At 74.3% G+C, this 21,505-nt stretch carries 15 protein-coding genes and 2 tRNA genes; 10 read left to right on the top strand and 7 right to left on the bottom strand.

Features of this window, described 5'->3' with window-relative positions; all coding sequences use genetic code 11:
- Nucleotides 1–148: 148 nt before the first annotated feature.
- Together ACFXAM_RS13080 and ACFXAM_RS13075 are read right to left on the bottom strand one after the other, a co-directional pair.
- Nucleotides 149–1,342 carry a low temperature requirement protein A gene (locus ACFXAM_RS13080; RefSeq protein ID WP_380290437.1) on the bottom strand — a complete coding sequence of 398 codons (1,194 nt, stop codon included), beginning with the start codon at nucleotides 1,340–1,342 and terminating at the stop codon, nucleotides 149–151.
- Between the two features lie 573 nt (nucleotides 1,343–1,915).
- Entirely contained in the window at nucleotides 1,916–3,622 is a 1,707-nt protein-coding gene (locus ACFXAM_RS13075; RefSeq protein WP_380290435.1) for an ABC transporter family substrate-binding protein, read from the bottom strand.
- Between the two features lie 425 nt (nucleotides 3,623–4,047).
- On the opposite strand from ACFXAM_RS13075, the gene ACFXAM_RS13070 reads away from it, so the two are divergent.
- The 5 genes from ACFXAM_RS13070 to ACFXAM_RS13050 all read left to right on the top strand — a co-directional run bounded on the left by ACFXAM_RS13070 (nucleotide 4,048) and on the right by ACFXAM_RS13050 (nucleotide 9,302).
- Complete coding sequence (locus tag ACFXAM_RS13070) at nucleotides 4,048–5,031, top strand: ABC transporter permease (protein WP_380290433.1); 984 nt, start codon at nucleotides 4,048–4,050, stop codon at nucleotides 5,029–5,031.
- 122 nt (nucleotides 5,032–5,153) lie between these two features.
- Entirely contained in the window at nucleotides 5,154–6,125 is a 972-nt protein-coding gene (locus ACFXAM_RS13065; RefSeq protein WP_380290457.1) for an ABC transporter permease, read from the top strand.
- Nucleotides 6,122–8,296 (top strand): dipeptide ABC transporter ATP-binding protein, encoded by a 2,175-nt coding sequence (locus ACFXAM_RS13060; protein WP_380290432.1) that lies wholly within the window; start codon nucleotides 6,122–6,124, stop codon nucleotides 8,294–8,296. The genes ACFXAM_RS13065 and ACFXAM_RS13060 overlap by 4 nt, the downstream gene beginning before the upstream one ends.
- 75 nt (nucleotides 8,297–8,371) lie before the next feature.
- On the top strand, nucleotides 8,372–9,130 hold the full coding sequence (locus ACFXAM_RS13055; protein ID WP_380290430.1) for a DUF4239 domain-containing protein: 759 nt from the start codon (nucleotides 8,372–8,374) through the stop codon (nucleotides 9,128–9,130).
- A 98-nt stretch (nucleotides 9,131–9,228) separates the two neighbouring features.
- Nucleotides 9,229–9,302, top strand: a tRNA-Lys gene (locus tag ACFXAM_RS13050).
- A 116-nt stretch (nucleotides 9,303–9,418) separates the two neighbouring features.
- Here the strand turns inward: ACFXAM_RS13050 and ACFXAM_RS13045 are convergent.
- Both ACFXAM_RS13045 and ACFXAM_RS13040 read right to left on the bottom strand, forming a co-directional pair.
- On the bottom strand, nucleotides 9,419–10,324 hold the full coding sequence (locus tag ACFXAM_RS13045; RefSeq protein WP_380290428.1) for an alpha/beta fold hydrolase: 906 nt from the start codon (nucleotides 10,322–10,324) through the stop codon (nucleotides 9,419–9,421).
- Nucleotides 10,321–11,067 carry a DUF998 domain-containing protein gene (locus ACFXAM_RS13040; protein WP_380290455.1) on the bottom strand — a complete coding sequence of 249 codons (747 nt, stop codon included), beginning with the start codon at nucleotides 11,065–11,067 and terminating at the stop codon, nucleotides 10,321–10,323. Before ACFXAM_RS13040 ends, ACFXAM_RS13045 begins: the two co-directional genes overlap by 4 nt.
- A 253-nt stretch (nucleotides 11,068–11,320) precedes the next feature.
- On the opposite strand from ACFXAM_RS13040, the gene ACFXAM_RS13035 reads away from it, so the two are divergent.
- The 3 genes from ACFXAM_RS13035 to ACFXAM_RS13025 all read left to right on the top strand — a co-directional run bounded on the left by ACFXAM_RS13035 (nucleotide 11,321) and on the right by ACFXAM_RS13025 (nucleotide 15,432).
- Nucleotides 11,321–11,394: transfer RNA gene (locus tag ACFXAM_RS13035), tRNA-Lys, on the top strand.
- A gap of 371 nt (nucleotides 11,395–11,765) precedes the next feature.
- Nucleotides 11,766–14,258 (top strand): transglycosylase domain-containing protein, encoded by a 2,493-nt coding sequence (locus ACFXAM_RS13030; protein WP_380290426.1) that lies wholly within the window; start codon nucleotides 11,766–11,768, stop codon nucleotides 14,256–14,258.
- An 85-nt stretch (nucleotides 14,259–14,343) separates the two neighbouring features.
- A complete protein-coding gene (locus ACFXAM_RS13025; protein ID WP_380290424.1) occupies nucleotides 14,344–15,432 on the top strand; it encodes a DMT family transporter in 1,089 nt (362 codons plus the stop codon).
- Between the two features lie 19 nt (nucleotides 15,433–15,451).
- Here ACFXAM_RS13025 and lepB read toward each other — a convergent pair whose 3' ends face one another.
- Together lepB and ACFXAM_RS13015 are read right to left on the bottom strand one after the other, a co-directional pair.
- Nucleotides 15,452–16,240, bottom strand: coding sequence for a signal peptidase I (gene lepB / locus ACFXAM_RS13020; protein ID WP_380290422.1), 789 nt, complete (start codon nucleotides 16,238–16,240; stop codon nucleotides 15,452–15,454).
- Nucleotides 16,241–16,370: 130 nt separating this feature from the next.
- A complete protein-coding gene (locus tag ACFXAM_RS13015; RefSeq protein WP_380290420.1) occupies nucleotides 16,371–16,733 on the bottom strand; it encodes a chorismate mutase in 363 nt (120 codons plus the stop codon).
- 291 nt (nucleotides 16,734–17,024) lie between these two features.
- On the opposite strand from ACFXAM_RS13015, the gene ACFXAM_RS13010 reads away from it, so the two are divergent.
- Nucleotides 17,025–17,453 (top strand): OsmC family protein, encoded by a 429-nt coding sequence (locus ACFXAM_RS13010; RefSeq protein WP_380290418.1) that lies wholly within the window; start codon nucleotides 17,025–17,027, stop codon nucleotides 17,451–17,453.
- Between the two features lie 424 nt (nucleotides 17,454–17,877).
- Nucleotides 17,878–20,070 (top strand): putative bifunctional diguanylate cyclase/phosphodiesterase, encoded by a 2,193-nt coding sequence (locus ACFXAM_RS13005; protein WP_380290416.1) that lies wholly within the window; start codon nucleotides 17,878–17,880, stop codon nucleotides 20,068–20,070.
- 21 nt (nucleotides 20,071–20,091) lie between these two features.
- Here the strand turns inward: ACFXAM_RS13005 and ACFXAM_RS13000 are convergent, their stop codons facing one another.
- Entirely contained in the window at nucleotides 20,092–21,207 is a 1,116-nt protein-coding gene (locus ACFXAM_RS13000) for an LLM class flavin-dependent oxidoreductase (protein WP_380290414.1), read from the bottom strand.
- Nucleotides 21,208–21,505: the final 298 nt, after the last annotated feature.

Raw genomic sequence — 21,505 nt, 5'->3', positions numbered from 1 at the left:
GGCCGCCGCCGGACCCGCTCCGGGCGGGCGGCCCCGTGGTGCTGAACGGCGCGGGCCCGCCGGACGGCGCGACCGGCCGGGCCGGGGAGCACCCCCGCGACGGGCAGCCGCGGGAGGGCTCACCGCAGCGCCGCGGTCCGGTCCTCGTTCAGCGCTCCCTCGTGTGCAGCGCCACCCCGGCCGCGACCGTGACCGCCGTCACCAGGCCCGCCGCGAGGACGCCGGAGCCGCCCGCCACCGTACAGGCGAGCACCGCCACCGACGCCACCGGGAGCAGCGCCAGCTGAACCGCGCCGGTCTTGGCGTGCCGGGCGTGCAGCGCCCAGACGGTGAACAGGTAGAGCGCGGTCGGCACGGTCACCGTCGCGGTGGCGGCCGTCTCGGAGATGTGCGCCTTGTGCACGGCCGATTCGACCGCCACCTCCAGACCGGCGCCGATCGCCGCCGCCGCACCGAACACCAGGTAGTGGCCGTACCCCCAGAGGAAGGCCTGCCGACTGGACCGCAGGTGCTCGTGGACCGGCCGGGCGAAGTAGATCCACCAGGCCGAGAAGCAGATCAGCAGACCGCCGGCCGCGACCGGCAGCAGCCGGCCGAGCCCCTCGTGCTCGTCCACCGCGGACTGCACCGCCACGGTCGCCGCCGCCACCGTCTCGCCGAGCACGATCAGCGTGAACAGGCCATACCGCTCGGCGATGTGGTGCGGGTGCCAGGGCGTCTGCAGCCGCAGTTCGGCGATCGCCGGCACCGCCAGCTCGGCCAGGATCCCGATCGGGATCACCACCGTCCGCACGTCGTGCGGCAGCAGCATCACCACGCCCCAGCCGATCTGGCAGAGCGTGATCCCGGCGGCGTAGCGCAGCGCCACCGTACGGGCCAGCCCCTCCTCGGCGGCCGCCGCGCGCAGCCACTGGGTGACCATGGCCAGCCGCATCACCACGTACCCGAGCACCACCAGCACGATGTCCTGGTCGGCGAAGAGCCGCGGCACGCCGGCCGCGAGGACCAACACACCGGCGATCTGGACCAGGGTGGTGATCCGGTACGGCACGTCGTCGCAGTCGTAGGCGGAGGCGAACCAGGTGAAGTTCATCCACGCCCACCAGATGGCGAAGAAGGCGAAGAGGTAGCCGGCCAGGCCGTCGCCCCAGTGACCGCCCGCGAGGTCGTGGGCGAGCTCCCGGCCGGCCTGGCCGACCGCGACCACGAAGCAGAGGTCGAAGAAGAGCTCCAGCGGGGTGGCGACCCGGTGCGGCTCGTCCCGGCTGCGCGGGACCATCCGGCGCACCGGGCGCGGATCGACGGGGTGCGGGAGGGGGACGGCGGAGGAATCACTGCTCATGAACGGGGCTCCGGACTCCGGACGGGCGGACGGTACCCGCCGCATCCTGACAGCGCGCCGCACCCCGCGCACGCACCCGAGGGCACTGGGGAGCACCGGTTGTTGTCCGGGAGTGCACAAGGTGTCGGCGAGCACCGCAACTGACCGATTATGTCCCGATATGTCGTGTCGTCAGCGAGAGTTGACGTCCCGGTGCGCGAACCGGGTGACAGCGCGGCGGGTTTCCGGACGCGCCCGCGCGGTACGACGTGACGGTCCGGACCGCCCGCTAGATTCGTCCCCGGTTCGAAGCGCGGCCCGGGGACGGCCCCGCGGCACGGGCGGCCTGCGGGCATCGCGGAAGGTCAAGGCGGGTGGCAGGAGAGCGGGGGCGGCGACGCCGGTCCCCCCGTGTCCGCGCCACCGGCCTCGTGATCACCGCGCTGCTCGCCAGTGCCCGCCGTACGCCCGCCCGACCGCCGGGCGCCGTTCCACCGGTCCGGGCCCCGGCACCGGCCCCTACTCCGACTCCGGCTCCGGCCCTTACTCCGGCTCCGGCACCGGCCCCTACTCCGGCACCGGCACCGGCTCCGGTCACTTCTCCCAGCCGACCTTGCTGTAGTCCGAGCTGGCCAGCCCGAACGCCCCGTAGTTGGCCAGCCCCTTGCGGGCCGCCACCACGGTCGGCCGCTGGTACAGCTCGTAGGTGTGGCCGAGCTCCCAGATCCTGGCGTCCGCCTGGTTGTAGAGCTTCGCGGCCTCCACCGGGTCGATCGTGCCCGCCGCCTTCTTCAGCAGCGCGTCGATCTCCTCGCTGCCCAGCTTGGAGTAGTTGCCGAAGACGTTGTCGCCCTGCGGCAGGCGGAAGTTGATCAGGCTGCTGGAGAGCGGGAACGAATCGGTGTTGCGCCAGCTGGCGATGTCCCACTTCCCCGGGTTGACGTACTTGGTGAAGAAGTCGTTGGCCGCGACCTTGTCGATCTCCACCTTGACGCCGACCGCCAGCCACATCGCCTGGGCGGCGGTGGCGAGGTCGACCTGGGCCTGCGGGGTGGACTCGTTGAGCACCCAGTGCAGGGTCAGCGCCTGACCGTCCCTGGTCCGGGGCCGGCCGCTGCCGGCGTCCTGCCAGCCGGCCTCGTCCAGCAGCTTCTTCGCCGCGGCCGGGTCGAACTTCGCCCAGTCGCCGGAGTTGTCCTGGTAGCCGTTCTGGTTGGGCATGAAGATGTGGTTGCCGAGCGGCTTGAACTCCACCGGCACGCCGTTGTTGGCGATCTTGACGAGCGCGTTCCGGTCCAGCGCCCGGCCGAGCGCCCGGCGGACCTTCACGTCCGCCAGCGGACCGCCGCCGCCGAAGGAGATGTGCACCTCGTCCCACGGGCTGGCGGACCGGATCACCGCGTCCTTGGCGTCCTTGAGCTGCCCGTACGCGGTGGCGGTGCCGGCCGCGGCGAAGTCGATCTCGTTGTTGAGGAAGGCCTGGGTGGTCGCCGACTGCGCCATCACCCGGAAGGTGATCTTCTCCGTCTTGGGCTTGGCGCCCCACCAGTTCGGGTCCGGGACGAGCGTGAGGGTCTGCGCGGTCTTGTCGAAGGTACCGGCCTTCAGCGGGCCGGCGGTGATCGGGATCCGCTCCACCCAGCCCTTGTTGAAGTCGTCGGCGGTGGCGATCCCGGCGGCCGGGATCAACGGGCGGAAGAGGTTCTGCCAGTCGGCGTAGGGCTCGGAGAAGGTCACCTTGACCTCGGCCGGGTCGGCGCCCTGCTCGACGGCGGAGATCAGCTCGTAGCCGGCCGAGTCGGCGATGTTGTAGCCGTCCTTCTTCCCGTTGGTGGCCTCCCAGTCGGCCTTGAAGTCGAGGTAGCTCAGCGGCTTGCCGTCCGACCACTTGGCCTTCGGGTTCAGCTTGTAGGTGATGACCTGCGGCGAGGCGGAGGTGACCTCGGCGCCCACCAGGTAGTCCGCGACCGGCTTGAAGGTGCCGGTCTCGTCGGTGCTGAACAGGCTCGGCTCCAGCGTGCGCATGATGTCGACCGCGTCACCGTAGCGGCCGTCCACCTGGAACGGGTTCCACTGGGTGATCCACTGGTACAGCGGGAAGCGCACCTCACCGCCGTCGCGGACCTGGTCCAGCGGCTTGGCGTTGATGTCGATCGACGCCTGCCCCGGCGCCTCGCTCCTGACCGCGGTGTCCGCCGAACCGCCGCCGTCCGAACTGCACGCGGTGGCCGCCAGGGTGACGGCGAGGGCGAGGGCGGCGGCGCGGCCGAGCCGGCGCGCGGGCGTGGCGGAAGCGTCCATGAGGGTCCCCCCGGTGATGTCGGGCACGTGGTGAGAGGTGGGCGTCGCGAGGTGTGGCGAGGCTTGATCGTGGGCAGCCAAGTCGGTGCCGGGGACCGAACGTAACAGCCGATCAGAACGAGTACCAGGGGGCGGGGTTGACACCTGATCCGAACGAAACGGGGCGCAACACGACCGCAACACCGCGGCCGCCGGCCGGTGCCACACTCTGAGCTGCGCTTTCCCGGGCACGGTCGGGAACCACGGCCGACCGCCCCCGCCGGCGGCTCCCCGGGGCGGCCCTGCTCCCCCCTCACGCCCGCACCCCGGCACCCGCAGCTCCGCACCCTCGCACCCCCACCCTCACACCCTCGCCCCCGACCCGAAGGCCACCCTCCGATGCCCACCAGACGCGTCGGCCCCGCTCCCACCCCGGACGGCCGCTGATGCTCCGCTACCTGACCAAGCGGCTCGCCTACTACGCCGTCCTGCTGGTCGCCGCCGTCTTCCTGGCGTACGCGCTGGCCGGCGCCGCCCTGCAGCCGCGCGCCTACTTCGAGGCCAAGGTGCCGCGCCCGGCCGCCGCCTCGGTCGAGCGCCAGCTCACCGACCTCAACCTGAACGACCGCACCCCGGTCGTCCTGCGGTTCGGCCACTGGGCCGGCGGTCTGCTGCTGCACGGCGACCTCGGCCGCACCATCCACGACACCCCCGTGATGGACGACTTCCGCCGCCGGGTCTGGGTCTCGCTGCGGCTGCTGCTGGTCGGCAGCCTGCTCGGCATGGTGCTCGGCGTCGCCGCGGGGGCGTGGAGCGCGGTGCGCCAGTACCGGATCTCCGACCGGCTGCTGACCGTCCTGTCCTTCGTCCTGCTCTCCACCCCGGTCTTCCTGGTCGCGCTCTTCCTCAAGAACGGCGCCATCGCCGCCAAGGACGCCGTCGGCCACGAGGTCGTCCCCTTCACCGGGTACGAGACGCCCGGCCTCACCGGCGGCCTCGGCGCGCACCTCGCCGACTGGGCGCTGCACCTGCTGCTGCCCACCCTCTCGCTGGCGCTCGGCGGCCTCGCCACCTACAGCCGCTACCAGCGCGGCACCATGCTCGACGTGCTCGGCTCCGACTACCTGCGCACCGCCGAGGCCAAGGGGCTCACCCGGGGCCGGGCGCTGATCAGGCACGGACTGCGGACGGCGGTCGTCCCGATGTCGACGATGTTCGCCTACAGCTTCCTCGGCATCTTCACCGGCGCCGCCTTCACCGAGACCATCTTCGGCTGGCACGGCATGGGCGAGTGGTTCATCCAGTCCGTCAACGAGCAGGACGTCAACGCGGTCGTCGCGGTCAATCTGTTCGCGGCGGTCGTGGTGCTCGCCTCCGGGCTCCTCGCCGACACGCTGCACGCCGCGCTCGACCCGCGCGTGCGGGCCTGACCCCGAGGAGGAGCGCCGTGACCGCCGCGATCACCGGACCCGCCGAACCCGTCGAGCCCGCCGGGCCCACGTCCCCCGCCGAGCCTGTCGAGCCCGCCGAGCCCGGCTCCCCCGCCGGGTCCGTGCCCGGGACGGCCGGTCGGGGGCGGATCGTCCTCACCCGTCTGCTCGCCGCCCGCGGGGCGGTGGCCGGCGCCGTCGTCGTCCTGCTGCTGTTCCTGCTGGCCTTCGTCGGCCCCCATCTGACGCCCTGGGACTACGCCACCCCCGACTACGGCGCGCTGCGCCGACCGCCGTCCGCCGCGCACTGGTTCGGCACCAACGGGATCGGCCAGGACGTCTTCGCCCAGACGCTGCGCGGCCTGCAGAAGTCGCTGGTCATCGGTCTGCTGGTGGCACTGTTCTCGACCGTGCTGGCCTCCCTGGTGGGCGCCTGCGCCGGCTACTTCGGCGGCTGGACCGACCGGCTGCTGATGTTCCTGGTCGACCTGATGCTGGTCTTCCCGAGCTTCCTGGTCATCACCATCGTCTCGCCCCGGCTGAAGGGCGCCGGCTGGCTCGCCTTCGTCCTGCTGCTCGCCCTGTTCAACTGGATGATCACCGCCCGGGTGGTCCGCTCGATGACGCTCTCGCTGCGCGAGCGGGAGTTCGTCCTCGCCGCGCGGTTCATGGGCGTCCACCCGCTGCGGATCATCACCCGGCACGTGCTGCCGAACGTCGCCTCCTTCCTGATCATCGACGCCACCGTCGCGGTCGGCGGCGCGGTGATGAGCGAGACCGCGCTCTCCTACTTCGGCTTCGGCGTCAAGGCGCCGGACGTCTCGCTCGGCACCCTGCTCGCGGCGGGCACCAGCGAGGCCCCGGTCTTCCCCTGGCTGTTCTACTTCGCCGCCGGGCTGCTGGTGCTCTTCGTCCTGGCGGTCAACCTGATCGGCGACGGGCTGCGCGACGCCCTCGACCCCACCGCCGAGGCCGCCCGCCGGCCCCGGCGCTCCCGCCGCTCGCGCTCGCCCGGGCCCGGGCGCGGCCCGGACCACGGTGACCACGGCGATCGCGGGCACGACCGCGCCACCAGGAAGAGGAACCGCACGTGACCGGCACCGCCACGCCCGCCACCCCGGCCACCACCGCCGGCACCCCGCTGCTGCACGTGCGCGACCTGCGGGTCGACTTCGGCGGCCCGCGCGGCACCGCCGCCGTCCCCGCCGTGCGCGGAGTCGACCTCACCCTGCGCCGCGGCGAGACCCTCGGCATCGTCGGCGAGTCCGGCTCCGGCAAGTCCGTCACCGCGCTGGCCGTCCTCGGCCTGCTGCCCGGAACCGCCCGCGTCCGCGGCTCGGTCCGGCTGGACGGCCGCGAACTGCTCGGCCTGCCCGGGCGCGAACTGGCCGCCGTCCGGGGCCGGCGGATCGCCATGGTCTTCCAGGACCCGCTCTCCGCCTTCACCCCCGTCTACCGGATCGGCGACCAGCTGATCGAGGCCCTGCGCATCCACCGGCCCGGCCTCGACCGGCCCGCGGCCCGCAAACGGGCCGCCGAACTGCTCGACCTCGTGGGCATCCCGGCCCCCGGCCGCGCCCTGGACAGCTTCCCGCACGAGTTCTCCGGCGGCATGCGCCAGCGCGCCATGATCGCCATGGCCGTCGCCAACGACCCCGACGTGCTGCTCGCCGACGAACCCACCACCGCGCTCGACGTCACCATCCAGGCCCAGGTGCTCGACGTGCTGCGCACCGCGCGCCGGGAGACCGGCGCCGCACTCGTCCTGGTCAGCCACGACCTCGGGGTGATCGCCGGGATGGCCGACCGGGTCGCCGTGATGTACGCGGGGCGGATCGTCGAGACGGCCGGGGTCGACGAGCTGTTCGCCGCACCGCGCCACCCGTACACGCTCGGCCTGATCGGCGCCGTCCCCCGGCTGGACGGGCGGCGCGGACCGCTGGTCCCGATCCCCGGCACGCCCGCGCCGATGGCCGGCCTGCCGGACGGCTGCCCGTTCGCCGACCGGTGCCCGCTGGCCGAGGACCGCTGCCGCACCGCGGAACCGCCGCTGACCGGCGGGGACGGCCATCTGGCCGCCTGCGTCCGGGCCGCCGACCTCGCCGAACGGCGGCCCGCGCCCACCGAGGTGTACCCCGTGCCGCCGCTCCCGGCGCCCGCCGGCGCGGAGGTCCCCCGGGAGCGGCGCCCGCCGGTCCTGGAGGTCCGCGGGCTCACCAGGACCTTCCCGCTGGTCAAGGGCACCGTCTTCAAGCGCCGGGTCGGCTCGGTGTACGCGGTGGACGGCGTCGAGCTGTCGATCCGCGAGGGCGAGACGCTCGGCCTGGTCGGCGAGTCCGGCTCCGGCAAGTCCACCACCCTGTTCGAACTGCTGCGCCTCGCCGCCCCCGAGTCGGGCCGGATCGAGCTGCTCGGCCGGGACACCGCCGGACTGTCCCGCGCCGAGGCGCACCGGATGCGGTCCCGGCTGCAGATCGTCTTCCAGGACCCGATGGCCAGTCTGGATCCCCGGATGCCGGTCGGCGACATCGTGGCCGAACCGCTGCGCGCCCAGCGGGCCGGGAAGGACGAGATCGCCCACCGGGTGCCCGAACTGCTGCGCCAGGTGGGCCTCGACCCGGCGCACGCCCTCCGCTACCCGCACCAGTTCTCCGGCGGGCAGCGGCAGCGGATCTCGATCGCCCGCGCGCTGGCCGTCCGGCCCCGGCTGCTGGTGCTCGACGAGCCGGTCTCCGCGCTGGACGTCTCGATCCAGGCCGGGGTGCTCAACCTGCTCCAGTCCCTCAAGGCGGAGCTCGGCCTCTCCTACCTCTTCGTCTCGCACGACCTCTCGGTGATCCGGCACCTCGCCGACCGGGTCAGCGTGATGTACCTCGGGCGGACGGTCGAGCAGGGCGCGGTGTCCGAGGTCTTCGACCGGCCCCGGCACCCCTACACCCGTGCCCTGCTCTCCGCCGTCCCGCTGCCGGACCCCGCCGCCGAACGCGCGCGCAGCCGGGTCCTGCTGGCCGGCGATCCGCCCTCCCCCACCGTCCGGCACACCGGCTGCCCGTTCCGGGCCCGCTGCCCCGTCCATCCGGGGCTCGGCGCGGCGCAGCGCGAGCGCTGCGCGAACGAGGCTCCGGCGCTCACGGCGGCCGACGGTCCGGGTGACGGATCCGGGGGCGGATCGGGGAGCGGATCGGGGGGCGGGTCGTTGGGAGGGCCGGCGGACCGCCCGGCCGACGGCGGCCACCGGGCCGCCTGCCACTTCCCGCAGGGGTGACGGGAGCGTCCGCCGGACACCTCCGAACGGCACCCCGTCTGGCGGGTGCCCGGCGGCCGTGCGACAACTGCTGCTATGACCTGGCCCAACCTGACGATCCTGGTCGGCTCGCTGGCCCTCGCGACCGTGGTGCTCCTGCTGCTGCCCCGCTTCGTCTCCGCCGAGGCCCGGAAACCGCACAACGACGTGACGGCGGCCATCTTCGCCATGGTCGGCGTGCTCTACGCCGTCCTGCTCGCCTTCGTGGTGATCGTGGTGTGGGAGGCCGCCGACGACGCCCGGGCCACCACCTTCCGCGAGGCCGACCAGCTGGCCGGCCTCTACTGGACGTCCCGTCAGTTCGACAGCCCGGCGGGCATCGAGCTGACCAACCTCACCCTCCAGTACGCCCACAACGTCATCGGCGAGGAGTGGCAGCTGATGGCCGACCACCGCACCGACCCGCACACCACCGAGCTGGTGTACCGGATCCGCGACACCACCAACGCGCTGCAGCCCGTCGACGCCCGCCAGCAGGCGCACTTCGACAACGCCCTCAAGCACGTGGAGGGCCTGGCCAGCGAGCGCCGCGCCCGGCTCACCCAGGTCCAGGACGCGGTGCCGCCGCTGCTCTGGGTGCCGCTGATCGCCGGCGCGGTGCTGACCGTCGGCTTCGCCTTCGTGTTCGGCATCGCCAGCATCCGGCTGCACCTCGCCATGGTGCTCACCATGACCGCGATGATCTGCGTGGTGCTGATCGTGATCAAGGAGATGAACTACCCCTTCGACGGTGTGAACGCCGTCCAGCCCGACGCGTTCCAGGTGTTCCTGAACCGGCTGCCGGCCAGCCGCTGAGGCCGGCGTCCGGCCCGCCCTCCGGTCACTCCGGGTCACCGAATGGTGTGGATTCGGCGGATCGGCCCGACGCCGTGTAATGTCGTCCAGGTCAGCAGGCGCCGCTAGCTCAGTTGGTTAGAGCAGCTGACTCTTAATCAGCGGGTCCGGGGTTCGAGTCCCTGGCGGCGCACAGACGGTCGAAGGGTCCTCTCGCAGCAGCGAGGGGGCCCTTCGGCGTTCCCGGGCACCGGCGTCCCGGCCCGGTGGAACCCGGACCCGGCGGGGCCGGGGCGGGCCGCGTCCCCTTCAGCGGGTGGTGTCCAGGACCGCCGAGGCCACCGCGTCCGGGCGGTCGAACATCAGCAGGTGCCCGGCCGGGGCGGTGCTGCGGTACTCGGCGCCGAGCAGTGCGGCCAGTTCCTGCTGGGCGGCCAGCCACTCCCCGGTCCGGCGCCCGCGCAGACCGTCGTCGGCGGCGAGCACGGTGACCGGCAGGTCCGCCGGCAGCGGGGCCGTCCGGCGCAGCGCGGCCAGTTCGGCCGCCGCGTCCAGGTAGCGGGTGTTCTCCCGGAGCAGTGCCCGCAGGGAGCGCCCGGTGCGGTAGCAGCGCCGGACCAGCGGCGCGGGCGCGAGGTCCTCGCGCCGCACGGTGGTGGCCCGGGCCGTCAGCCGGCGCACGGCGGGCCCGAGCAGGTACGGCACGGCGGCGGCGGTGGCGGCCCGGGCGGTGGCGCGCGCCGCGAGATCGCGCAGGCCGGGGGCCGGGCGCGGGTGCGGATCGGGCTCGACGCTGCCGTCCAGCAGGACCAGCCCGGCCGTCCGCGCCGGGTACAGCCGGGCGAAGGCCTCGACGTGGAACGCGGCGAGCGAGTGCCCGGCCACCGTGCACGGCCCGGTCAGTGCGAGGGCGTCCAGGACGGCCCGGATCCGGTGCGCCTCACCGGCGGCGGTCGGCAGCGGGCGGTCGGCCGGCTCGGGCGCGCTGAGGCCGTAGCCGGGCCGGTCGAAACGGACCACGGTGCGGTACGGGGTGAGGAAGGGGACGACGAGGTCCCAGTCGAACCAGCTGCTGCCGAGCCCTCCGGTGAGCAGGCAGGCGGGGCCGCGCCCCTCGGCCCGGACGTGCAGGGGTATGCCGTCGATCCGCAGGACGAGCGCGTCGGCGCCGGGCCCGCCGGAGGCGCGTGTGCGGGAGGGGTGCGCGCCGGTCATGCCGGCTCCCGCCGACGGCCGGTCCGGGGGCGGGCGGCGGGGACGGCCGCGGGGACGGTGCCGAGTCCGCCGGCGCCCGGCTCCTCGGCACGGGCCTCGGCGACGCCCTCCGCCCCGGCGCCGGGGCGGAGGGCGGCCGCGAGCAGGGCCAGCCACAGGGCGACCAGCAGGACCTGGAGACGTTGGCCGGCGCCCAGTGCCCAGGTGCCGCGACCCGCTTCGAAGGCCGCGATCGCGCCGAGGCTCCACCCGGTGGCGAGCAGTTCGGCGCCGAGCAGCCACGGTCCGTACCGGCGCACCGGCGGCCACCAGCCGTACCGCCGGGCGGCGACGGTGAGCGCGGTCAGGCCCCCGAGCGCGCCGAGCACGGCCAGGCTGCTGGTCACGGCGTGGGCGGTGTGGGTGGCGGGGACGAGGCCGGCCGTCTCGCGGGCGGCGCACATCTCGTCGCTGGTGGGCGCGCAGCTCAGGGGCAGCCGGGAGTCGGCGGCGGTGGCCGCGCCGAACAGGGCGAGCGCCGCCCACCCGGTCACCGCCCAGGGCCGCCGGCCGCCGGGCAGGGCGAGTGCGGCGGCCGCCAGCACCGCGAGCCCGGCGACCAGGTCGGTGGCCCGGAAGAGGCCGCCCAGCGGCTGGTCCTCGGCGGCCAGCTCGCTGAGGTACGCCTGCACCGGGTCGAGCCCGGTGCTGAGCACCACTTCCAGGACCCACGCGGTGTACGCGACCGCGCTGAGCAGCAGCAGGGCGGCGACGGCGCCGGTTCGGGTGCGGGTACGGGCGCCGGTTCGGGCACGGGTACGGGCGCGGGCGCCGCTTCGGGCGTGGGCGGAGCTGAGCCGAGCGCTCCGGCGACCGGGGTGGGAGCTGGGCACGTTTCCACCCTAACCGGCGGTAAACCCCGCCCCAACCGGGAGGAAACGGGCAGGCCGGCCCCGGTGACGCCGCCGGTGGCTCGAGGCACCCTCCGGAAGCGTGTATTGTTTCCCCCGTCAGCAGGCGCCGCTAGCTCAGTTGGTTAGAGCAGCTGACTCTTAATCAGCGGGTCCGGGGTTCGAGTCCCTGGCGGCGCACCGACACCGGGGAGCCTCTCGTTCACAACGAGGGGCTCTCCGGCTTTTCGCTGCCCATTGACGTCCGATTTGTGTGTGATGTCGGTCTCGCTTCCGGTCGCCGTGGAGCCAACCGGCACCTTCGGCGCGTTCTGGGCTGTAAACCGGAAAAGGGGCAAAGGTCCCCGACCGCCGACGATCCCGGCCGCGCGGGCCGGCACGCTCCCCCAGCGTCCTGCCGCCCGCCCAGCCGCCCGCCCGCAGGAAAGGCCGCCGCTTTGTCCCGTACCGCCCCCAGCGGCGCGCCGCGCATCCGCACCCGCAAGCCGAAGGCCCGCCGACCGCGCCGGCCCCGGCGCACGGGCTGGCGCAGACTGATACCCACCTGGCGGATGAGCCTGATCGGCTTCGCGACCGCGCTGCTGCTCGGGGTCGGCCTGTTCGCGCTCGGCATCGCGCTGGTCAAGGTGCCGGACGCGCACGCCGCCGCCACCGCGCAGAGCAACACCTGGCTCTACCAGGACGGCTCGGTGATCGCCCGGACCGGCGAGACCAACCGGCAGAACGTCGGGCTGGACAAGGTCTCCCCCGCCGCGCAGCACGCCACGCTGGCCGCCGAGGACCGCAACTTCTACCACGAGGGCGCCGTCAACGTGCCCGGCCTGGTCCGGGCCGCCCTCAACACCGCCAAGGGCGAGGGCACCCAGGGCGGCTCCACGATCACCCAGCAGTACGTGAAGAACACGTACCTGAGCCAGAAGCAGTCGATCACCCGCAAGGTGAAGGAACTCTTCATCGCGATCAAGGTGGACGCCACCGAGAGCAAGGACGAGATCCTCTCCAGCTACCTCAACACCTCGTACTACGGACGCGGCGCCTACGGCATCCAGGCCGCCGCGCAGCAGTACTTCGGCGTCGACGCCTCCGAGCTCAACGCCGCCCAGGGCGCCTACCTCGCCGCGCTGCTGAACGCCCCGAGCGCCTACGACGTGGCCACCGCCACCCCGGCCGGCAAGCAGAACGCCGTCAACCGCTGGAACTACGTGCTCGACGGCATGGTGAAGGAGGGCTGGCTCTCCGCCGAGGAGCGGGCCGCCACCACGTTCCCCGAGGTCAGGGACCCGCAGGCGCAGCTCGGGCTGTCCGGCCAGGCCGGTTACCTGGTCAACGCGGCGACCGAGTACCTCACCACCAACCAGATCATCAGCGAGTCGGAGCTGGCCAAGGGCGGCTACACGATCAAGCTCACCATCGACCCGAACCGCCAGCAGGCCCTGGAGAGCGCCGTGCAGGCCCAACTGCACGACACCCTGAACCCGGAGAAGCGGAAGAAGGACGCCGCCGCCCAGCCCGGCGCCGCCTCGGTGGACCCGAAGACCGGTGCGGTGGTCGCGCTGTACGGCGGCGTCGACTACACGAAGCACTACGTCGACAACGCCACCCGGCGGGACTACCAGGCGGGCTCGACCTTCAAGGCGATCGCGCTGGCCGCGGCGCTGGAGAACGACGCCAAGACCCAGTCCGGCCAGACCATCACCCCGCGCACCGTCTACGACGGCACCAGCGGCCGCAAGGTCCGCGGCGGGAAGGGCACCCCGTACGCGCCGCCGAACGAGGGCGACAAGAGCTACGGCCAGATCACCCTGCAGCAGGCCACCAACTGGTCGGTGAACTCGGCCTTCGCCCAGCTCGCCCAGGACACCGGGCTGTCGAAGGTGCGGGACACCGCGATCGCGCTCGGCCTGCCCAGCAACACCCCCGGGCTGGACCCGGTGCCCTCGATCCCGCTGGGCACCGCCACGCCGAGCGTGCTCGACCTGGCGGGCGTGTACGCCACGCTGGACAACGGCGGCAAGCAGATCACCCCGTGGCTGGTGCAGACGGTGGACCACGAGGGCGAGCCGATCGAGCTGCCCGCGCACAAGGCCACCCAGGCGATCAGCGAGCAGACCGCGCGCGAGGTCACCTCGATGCTCCAGGGCGTGGTGAGCGACCAGGGCGGCACCGGCTGGCGCGCCAAGGACCTGAGCCGTCCGGCGGCGGGCAAGACCGGGACGACGGACGACCAGAAGTCGGTCTGGTTCGTCGGGTACACCCCGGAGCTGGTCACCTCGGTCGCGCTGTTCGGGCAGGACCCGGGCACCGGCGCGCAGGTCAGCCTGAGCGGCACCGGGGGGATCGACGGCGCGGCGGGCGGCCAGTACCCCGCGAAGATCTGGACCACCTACATGAAGGCCGCCCTGAAGGGGCAGCCGGTCAGCGACTTCCCCGCTCCCTCGGGTGCGGACTACTCCTCGCGCAGCGGCTCGGGCTCCTCCGGGCCGGGCTCCGGGTCGGGCTCCTCGTCCGGTCCTTCGAGCACGCCGTCGAACACCCCGAGCGGGGCGGCGACGCCGTCCGGCGGGTCGTCCTCGCAGTCCGGCCAGGGCGGTTCCGGCTCCTCGGGCGACTCGGGCTCGACGCCGTCCACCGCGCCGTCGACCGGCCCGACCACCGCCCCGCAGCCCTCGGGCGGCGCCGGCGGCTCGGGGTCGGGTTCCGGTTCGGGGTCGGGTTCGGGGTCGGGTTCTGGTTCGGGATCGGGCGCCGGGTCCGGTTCCGGTTCCGGTTCCGGTGGGTCGGGCACCGCGCCGACCCAGCCGACGACGCCGCAGCCGAGCAGCAAGCCGACCAAGCCGACGGAGCCGACCGGGGGGACGGGCGGGTCGGGGTCGGGCACGGGTTCGGGTTCCGGTTCGGGCACGGGCTCGGGGTCGGGGTCGGGGTCGGGCACAGGGTCGGGCACGGGCACGGGCACGGGCTCGGGGTCCGGCGGCGGCACGGGGACGAACGCGGGTGCCGGGGCGGGGGCCCTGGCCGGCGCCGGCGCCGCGTCCGGTGGGTGACGAGCGCTCGCGGACGGTGCCGTGCAGGACCGAATGACGGAATGACCCCTTACCGGATGGCCGGTGCGGCTGTCACAATTCGTCGGTGCACAGCTCCGACCCCCTGCTCGGCCGTTCCCCCGGCCGGACCCTCGGTCTCACCCTCGCCCTCGTCTCCGCGTTCGCCTTCGGCGGCTCCGGCACCGCGGCCAAACCGCTGATCGAGGCCGGGCTCTCCCCCCTCCACGTGGTCTGGCTCCGGGTCACCGGCGCCGCCGTCGTCCTGCTGCCGCTGGCCTACCGCCACCGCGACGCCGTCCGGCGCCGGCCCGGCCTGCTGATCGGCTTCGGCCTGCTCGCCGTGGCCGGAGTCCAGGCCTGCTACTTCGCGGCGATCTCCCGGATACCGGTCGGCGTCGCCCTGCTGATCGAGTACCTCGGCCCACCGCTGCTCATCGGCTACGTGCGGTTCGTCCAGCGCCGGCCGATCAGCCGGGGCGCGGCGATCGGCGCGGGCGTCGCGGTCGCCGGGCTCGCCTGCGTCGTCGAGGTCTGGAACGGCCTGAGCTTCGACGCGCTCGGCGTCCTGTTCGCCCTGGGAGCGGCCTGCTGCCAGGTCGGCTACTTCGTGCTCGCCGACGCCGGCAGCCGGGGCGAGCGCCCGGTCGACCCGATCGCCGTCAGCGCGTACGGCCTGCTGATCGGCTCGATCGTGCTCACCGCCCTGACCCGCCCCTGGGAGGCGGACTGGGGCAGGCTCGGCGGGGACGTGGTGATGAACGGGCACAGCCTGCCCGCCCTGATCCCGGCCGCCTGGATGGTCCTGGTCGCGACCGTGCTCGCCTATCTGACCGGTGTGGTCGCCGTCCAGCACCTGTCGCCGCCGGTCGCCGGGGTGGTGGCCAACCTGGAGGCCGTCGTGGCCACGATGCTGGCCTGGGTCCTGCTGGGCGAGCACCTCGGTGTGCCGCAGATGGCCGGCGGCCTGCTGGTGCTGGCCGGGGCGTTCGCCGCCCAGGCGAGCAAGCCCGCCGCGCCTGCCGGGAAGGACCTCGCGGCGGCCGCACCCCCACCGGCGGGGGCCGCGGGGGCGGACACGGTACCGGCCGGGGCGACCGCCCTCGGCGAACGGCTCGCCCGGGCCGCCGAGGCGCAGACCCCCCGGACTCGGGAGCAGGGGCGGGAACGGCGCTAGCGCCGCCGCCCGGCCCGGTTCAGCGGCCGACCCAGCCGAACCAGTCGAAGTGGTCGAGCGGCCACACGACGGCCGACACCGGGCCGACCACGTTGTCCACCGGCACGGCCCCGCCACCGGGGCCGCGCTGGTGGTAGCGCGAGTCCGCGGAGTCGCTGCGGTGGTCGCCCTCGACCCAGACGTAGCCCTGCGGCACCGTCACCGGGCCGAAGTCCAGCCCGGCGCAGGAGTCGTCCCCGGGGTGGAGGTACGGCTCGTCGACCGTGGCGCCGTCGACGGTCAGCGTGCTGCCCGAGCACTGCACGGTCTGCCCGCCGGTCGCGATGACCCGCTTGACCAGGTAGTTGTCGTCCTTCGGCGGCACCAGGCCGACGAAGGAGAGCACCGAGCCCAGCGCGTTGGTGACGGGGTTGCCGCCGGTCGGCTGCGGCGGCAGCCAGTCCCCGGGGTCCTTGAAGACCACCGGCTGGCCCCGCTCGGGCTCCCAGCCGGTCAGCGGGGCGAGCTTGTTCACCCCGACCCGGTCGCCGACCCGCAGGGTGTTCTCCATCGAACCGGAGGGGATGGTGAAGACCTGGAAGAGGCAGGTCTTGATCAGCAGCGCGACCACCAGGCCGACCGCCGCCATCGCCGGGATCTCGATCCACCACGGCCGCGGCCGGCGGCCGGAGCGACGGCCCTTCGGCGGCCTGCTCCGACGGCCCTCGGCGGCGCGACGGGCCCGCCGTGCCTCGGCCCGGCCCCCGACGGGGGCGGCGGGCCCGGCCCCGGCGTCGCCGCCGTGCGTATCGGGCAGGTTCACCGCCATCGTCGCTGCTCCACTCTCCGGCTGCGGGGGAACCTGCACGCTACGCCAACCGGGGATCCAGGCGAAATCGGACGTTTACCCGCGCCAGACATCCCGCCGGGCCGGACATCCGGCCGGGCCGGGCTCGCCGTCAGGCGGAGGCGTTGCCGCCGGTCACGGCGTCGCTCGCGATGGCCTCGTGGTGGCGGATGACCTCGGCGATGATGAAGTTGAGGAACTTCTCCGCGAACACCGGGTCCAGGTGCGCGCCGGCGGCCAGCTCGCGCAGGCGCTTGATCTGGGTGCGCTCGCGGGCCGGATCGGCCGGCGGGAGCTTGTGCTCGGCCTTGAGCCGGCCGACCCGCTGGGTCGCCTTGAAGCGCTCGGCCAGCATGTGGACCACCGCGGCGTCGATGTTGTCGATGCTCTCGCGCAGGCTGGTCAGCTCGGCCCGCACGGCATCGTCGACCCCCTCGGGCAGTCCGGCGTCGGGGGTCGTGGGGTGGTCCGTCATCGGGGCGGCTCCGCGGCTCTCTCGGTGGTGCGCCCGACCGTGCGGCGGCCGGGCCCGGGCCCGGGCCAATCTAACAGGGCGCCCGGGGCGGGCCCGCACCGTCCGGCCCGACGTCCACGATGCGGACGGCCCGTCGGACCGTTCCGGCCCGCCGTGACGGACGGGGTGTTTTCGGACGCGGCGGTCCGGTGCGCTACTTGTGGCGCGCCCCCGGCCTGCCCGTAGGCTGGGCGCGGCATGACCGGACGTGACGAGTCAGCAGTTCCTCAGTAACTACCGGAGGTACCGATCGTGGCAACCACCCGCACCGCCCGCACCGCTTGGGAAGGCAACCTGGTCGACGGCAAGGGCCAGGTGACGTTCGCGTCGTCCGGCATCGGCGAGTACCCGGTCTCCTGGCCGGCCCGCGCCGAGGCCCCGAACGGCAAGACCAGCCCGGAGGAGCTCATCGCGGCCGCGCACTCCGCCTGCTTCTCGATGGCCCTCTCGCACGGCCTGACCGGCGCGGGCACCCCGCCCACCAAGCTCGACACCCAGGCCGACGTCACCTTCCAGCCGGGCACCGGCATCACCGGCATCCACCTGACGGTCACCGGCCAGGTGCCCGGGCTGGACGAGGCCGGTTTCGTGAAGGCCGCCGAGGACGCCAAGGCCAACTGCCCGGTGAGCCAGGCCCTGGCCGGCACCACCATCACCCTCACGGCCAACCTGGCCGGCTGACCTCCCGGGCGTCCCGCCCCCGGGCCCGGCCGGGCGCACGTCCGGCGCCGAACCGGAGCCCGAGGGCGCACTCCCGGAGCACACGCCCCCGGTGCACATCATGTGATGTGCACCGGGGGCGTCCGCATGTATCACCACACTTGCCCCCAAACCAGACGAATCACCCTGGCGGCGGTCACCGCGCGTTGCCATCGCGTCCTATGATCGGCCGCAGCGCCCTGTTCCTCACGGTTCCTCAGGCGGGTTCCCACCCGGCCGCTCCGTCCCGAGCGTCCCGCACCGGAGTCCCACCTCCGCGAGTGCGGCAGAGTGCGGGCCGGCCGCCGAAGTCGGGTGACCGGCCGGACCAGCGTCAAGCGTCAGCAGCGGACGGGAGCATGCCGTGCCGGGCCAGAACGAGGGGGCCGACGCACACCACCCAGGCGTGCGGCACGAGGACCCGCGGCCACGCCGCCTCCTGCCGCCCGCCCTCCACGCCGCCCCGGCCAACGGCACGGCCCGGGCCGTCCTGGCCGACCCCCGGCAGGCCCCGGCCGACGACGGCGCCCTCCGCTGCCCTGCCTGCTCCGCGCCGCTCACCGACGGCGTGCACCGGGCGCCGGACGAGGGTGCGGACGGCGGCGGTGCGGACAGCGAGGGTGCGGCCAGCGGCGGTGCGGACGGCCGTACGGGTCACGGCGATGCGCACGGCCGGGCGGTGGCCGGGGGCGACGACCCCCAGCTGGCCGCGCTGCGGGCCAGCGAATCCCGGCTGCGGGCCGCCTTCTGCGACGCCGGCATCGGCATGGCCCTGATCGATCCCGAGGACCGGATCATCGAGGTCAACCCCGCCTTCGCCGCGCTGACCGGCCGCACCGTCGACGAGCTGGTGCGGACCCACATCCACGAGATCACCGACCCCGAGGGCATGCCGCGCCGGCTGTTCCGCGCGCTCTCCCACGGCGAGCACGACCGGATTCGGGTCGAGAAGCAGCTCAAGCACCGCGCGGGGCGGACGGTCTGGACCAAGGTGACCGTCTCGCTGATCCGGGACACCGAGGGCAGCCCGCTGTACACGCTCGCCCTGGTCGAGGACATCACCGAGCAGCGCCGGCTCGGCGACCGCCTGGAGTACCAGGCCCTGCACGACCCGCTGACCCGGCTGCCCAACCGGACGTACTTCTTCGAACGCCTCGACGCCGCCTGCCTCACCCCCGACCGGTCGGCGGGCCCGGGGCAGGGGGCCGGGGCGGGGTCCCTCGAAGGCCCCGGGGCCGACGGGACGGCCGCGTGGAGCACGACCGACGGGAGGACGGCGGACGGGCCCCGGGTCGGCGTCTGCTACCTGGACCTCGACGGGTTCGCCGCGATCAACGAGGCCCTCGGCCACCACATCGGCGACCAACTGCTGATCGCCGTCGCGACCCGGCTGCGGCGCGGCTTCTCCGCGCACGGCGCCCACCTGGTCGCGCGGATGGGCGGCGACGAGTTCGCCGTCCTGGTGACCGGCAGCCGGGGCAGCGACCAGCTCACCGACCTGGCCGCCCGGATCCTCGACGCCCTGGAACGCCCCTTCGACGTGGCCGGCCACCGGCTGGTGGTCACCGCCAGCGTCGGCGTCGTCGAACGCTCCGTGCACGAGACCACCCCGACCGACCTGGTGAAGGACGCCGACGCCACCCTCTACTGGTCCAAGGCCGACGGACGGGCCCGTTGGACCCTCTACGATCCCGACCGCGGCGCCCACCAGCTGACCCGCCAGCTGCTCGCCACCGCGCTGCGCCCGGCGCTGGAACGCGGCGAGTTCACGATCGAGTACCAGCCGCTGGTCGGTCTGGCCGACGGCGCGGTGCACGGCGCCGAGGCCCTGGTCCGGTGGCGCCACCCCCGCTACGGGACGCTCTCGCCGGACCGCTTCATCCCGCTCGCCGAGGAGTCCGGGGCGATCGTGCCGCTCGGCAAGTGGGTGCTGGAGGAGTCCTGCCGCCAGGCTCGGCGCTGGCTGACCGAGTTCCCCGAGACCGAGACCTTCGTGAGCGTCAACCTGGCCGCCCGCCAGATCTGGGACTCCGACGTGGTCGCCGACGTCGCCCAGGCCCTCGACCGCACCGGCCTGCCGGCCCGGCTGCTGCAGCTGGAGATCACCGAGAGCGCGCTGCTCGGCCCCGGCGGACGGCCGCTCCAGGCACTCCAGGCGCTCGCCGACATGGGCGTGCGGATCGCGATCGACGACTTCGGGACGGGCTACTCGAACCTCGCCTACCTCTCCCGGCTGCCGGTGCACGTGCTGAAGCTGGACGGCACCTTCATCGAGGGGTTCCGCGACCCGGCCCCGGCTCCGGCCGGCGGGCGGCCGGAGCTCCCCGAGCTCGGCTCGCGGCGGAGCGACGCCGACGAGCAGATCGTCGGCGCGATGGTGCAGCTGGCCCACACCCTCGGCCTGACCGTGACCGCCGAGGGCATCGAGAGCGCCGCCCAGGCCGAGCGGCTGCGCCTCACCGGCTGCGACACCGCCCAGGGCTGGTACTTCGCCCGCCCCGGCGAGGCCGAGCTGGTCGCGGCGATACTCCGCGACGGCCGGGACGGCCAGGAGGAGCGGGCGGAGCGGGCGGAGCGCGACGCCCCGGGCGGGCGCTAGCCGGGGCCCGCGCCGGTCCGCTCAGACGGTCGCGGCCCGGGGAGCGGACAGCCCGTAGGCCTCGGCGATCAGGCCGTAGGACCGCAGCCGCGCCTCGTGGCCGTGGATGTGCGAGGTGACCATCAGCTCGTCCACCCCGGTCCGCTTGCGCAGTGCCTCCAGACCGTCGGCCACCTCGCCCGGCGCGCCCAGGACGACGTTGCCCAGCCAGTCGTCGATGAAGTCCGCCTCCACCGGGCTGTACGGGTAGGACTCGGCCTCCTCGGGGGTGGGGATCGGGCCGGGGTTGCCCCGGCGCAGCCGCAGCATGCCGAGCGCCGCGGAGCGGGCGAGGCGGCGGGCGGAGGCCTCGTCGTCGGCCGCGACCGCGCTCACGCCGATCAGCGCGTACGGCTCGTCGAGGACCGCCGAGGGGCGGAACTCCGAGCAGTAGAGGTCGAGCGCGGGCAGGGTGTTCGCACTGCTGAAGTGGTGCGCGAAGGCGAACGGCAGGCCGAGCCGGCCGGCCAGCTGGGCGCTGAAGCCGGAGGAGCCGAGCAGCCAGACGGGCGGCCGCCCCTCCCCCTTCGGAACGGCGGTGAGCCGCTCGTACGGGTGCCCGGCGGGGAAGCTGCCGTCGAGGAAGTGGGTCAGCTCGGAGAGCTGGCGGGGGAAGTCGTCGGCGCCCTCGCCGAGGCCCCGGCGCAGGGCCCGGGCGGTGGCCTGGTCGGTGCCGGGGGCCCGGCCGAGCCCGAGGTCGATCCGGCCGGGGTGGAGCGCCTCCAGCAGGCCGAACTGCTCGGCGATGGCCAGCGGGGCGTGGTTGGGCAGCATCACGCCACCGGAGCCGAGGCGGAGGGTAGTGGTGTGGGCCCCGAGGTGGGCCAGCAGGACGGCGGGCGTGGAGCTGGCGACGCCCGGCATGCCGTGGTGCTCGGCCACCCAGAAGCGGTGGTAGCCCCACTGCTCGGCGCTGCGGGCGAGCGTGGTGGTCGCGGCGAGCGCCTCCGCGGGCGTGTGGCCGACCCCGACGGTGGCCAGGTCGAGGATCGACAGCGGGGCGGGCGCCGATCCCCGGGCGGTGCCCCGGATCGCGTCCGCGGCCTGCGGCCCGGTGCCGTTCCCCCGCCGGTTCTCCTGCCTGTCCTCGGTCGTCATGCCGTCCGTCCTCCTGGCCGTGTTCGGTCCCGTCCGCCGGTGCGGTCCACCGGCGCCGTGCACCGGTGACGGTCGGTGCCGCTGCCGGTGCCGACACTGGTCAACCCCGATCCCGGGCCCGCTTGTTCCCCGGCCCGCGCCCGACCGGGGCTGACACAGAGCCAGCGGACGAACACCCGTGGCGACTTCACGCCAGCGCGGGAAGTCGCCAGCCCGGGGGCTCGCGGTCGGCGGCCGGCTTCCGGCAGGCTAGGGCTCAGGCGGATCACCCAACCGGATCCGCACTCACCAGCAAGAT

It is taken from the genome of Kitasatospora sp. NPDC059462 (assembly GCF_042749955.1).
Classification (GTDB): Bacteria; Actinomycetota; Actinomycetes; order Streptomycetales; family Streptomycetaceae; genus Kitasatospora.
The sequence above is the reverse complement of the archived record's forward strand: the minus strand, read 5'-3'. Positions and strand labels throughout refer to the sequence as shown.

Bases quoted from the DNA above. Each gene is read 5' to 3' on its own strand.
- ACFXAM_RS13080 (WP_380290437.1), bottom strand. From the start codon at position 1,342: ATGAGCAGTGATTCCTCCGCCGTCCCCCTCCCGCACCCCGTCGATCCG.
- ACFXAM_RS13075 (WP_380290435.1), bottom strand. From the start codon at position 3,622: ATGGACGCTTCCGCCACGCCCGCGCGCCGGCTCGGCCGCGCCGCCGCC.
- ACFXAM_RS13070 (WP_380290433.1), top strand. From the start codon at position 4,048: ATGCTCCGCTACCTGACCAAGCGGCTCGCCTACTACGCCGTCCTGCTG.
- ACFXAM_RS13055 (WP_380290430.1), top strand. From the start codon at position 8,372: ATGACCTGGCCCAACCTGACGATCCTGGTCGGCTCGCTGGCCCTCGCG.
- ACFXAM_RS13045 (WP_380290428.1), bottom strand. From the start codon at position 10,324: ATGACCGGCGCGCACCCCTCCCGCACACGCGCCTCCGGCGGGCCCGGC.
- ACFXAM_RS13030 (WP_380290426.1), top strand. From the start codon at position 11,766: ATGAGCCTGATCGGCTTCGCGACCGCGCTGCTGCTCGGGGTCGGCCTG.
- lepB (WP_380290422.1), bottom strand. From the start codon at position 16,240: ATGGCGGTGAACCTGCCCGATACGCACGGCGGCGACGCCGGGGCCGGG.
- ACFXAM_RS13015 (WP_380290420.1), bottom strand. From the start codon at position 16,733: ATGACGGACCACCCCACGACCCCCGACGCCGGACTGCCCGAGGGGGTC.
- ACFXAM_RS13000 (WP_380290414.1), bottom strand. From the start codon at position 21,207: ATGACGACCGAGGACAGGCAGGAGAACCGGCGGGGGAACGGCACCGGG.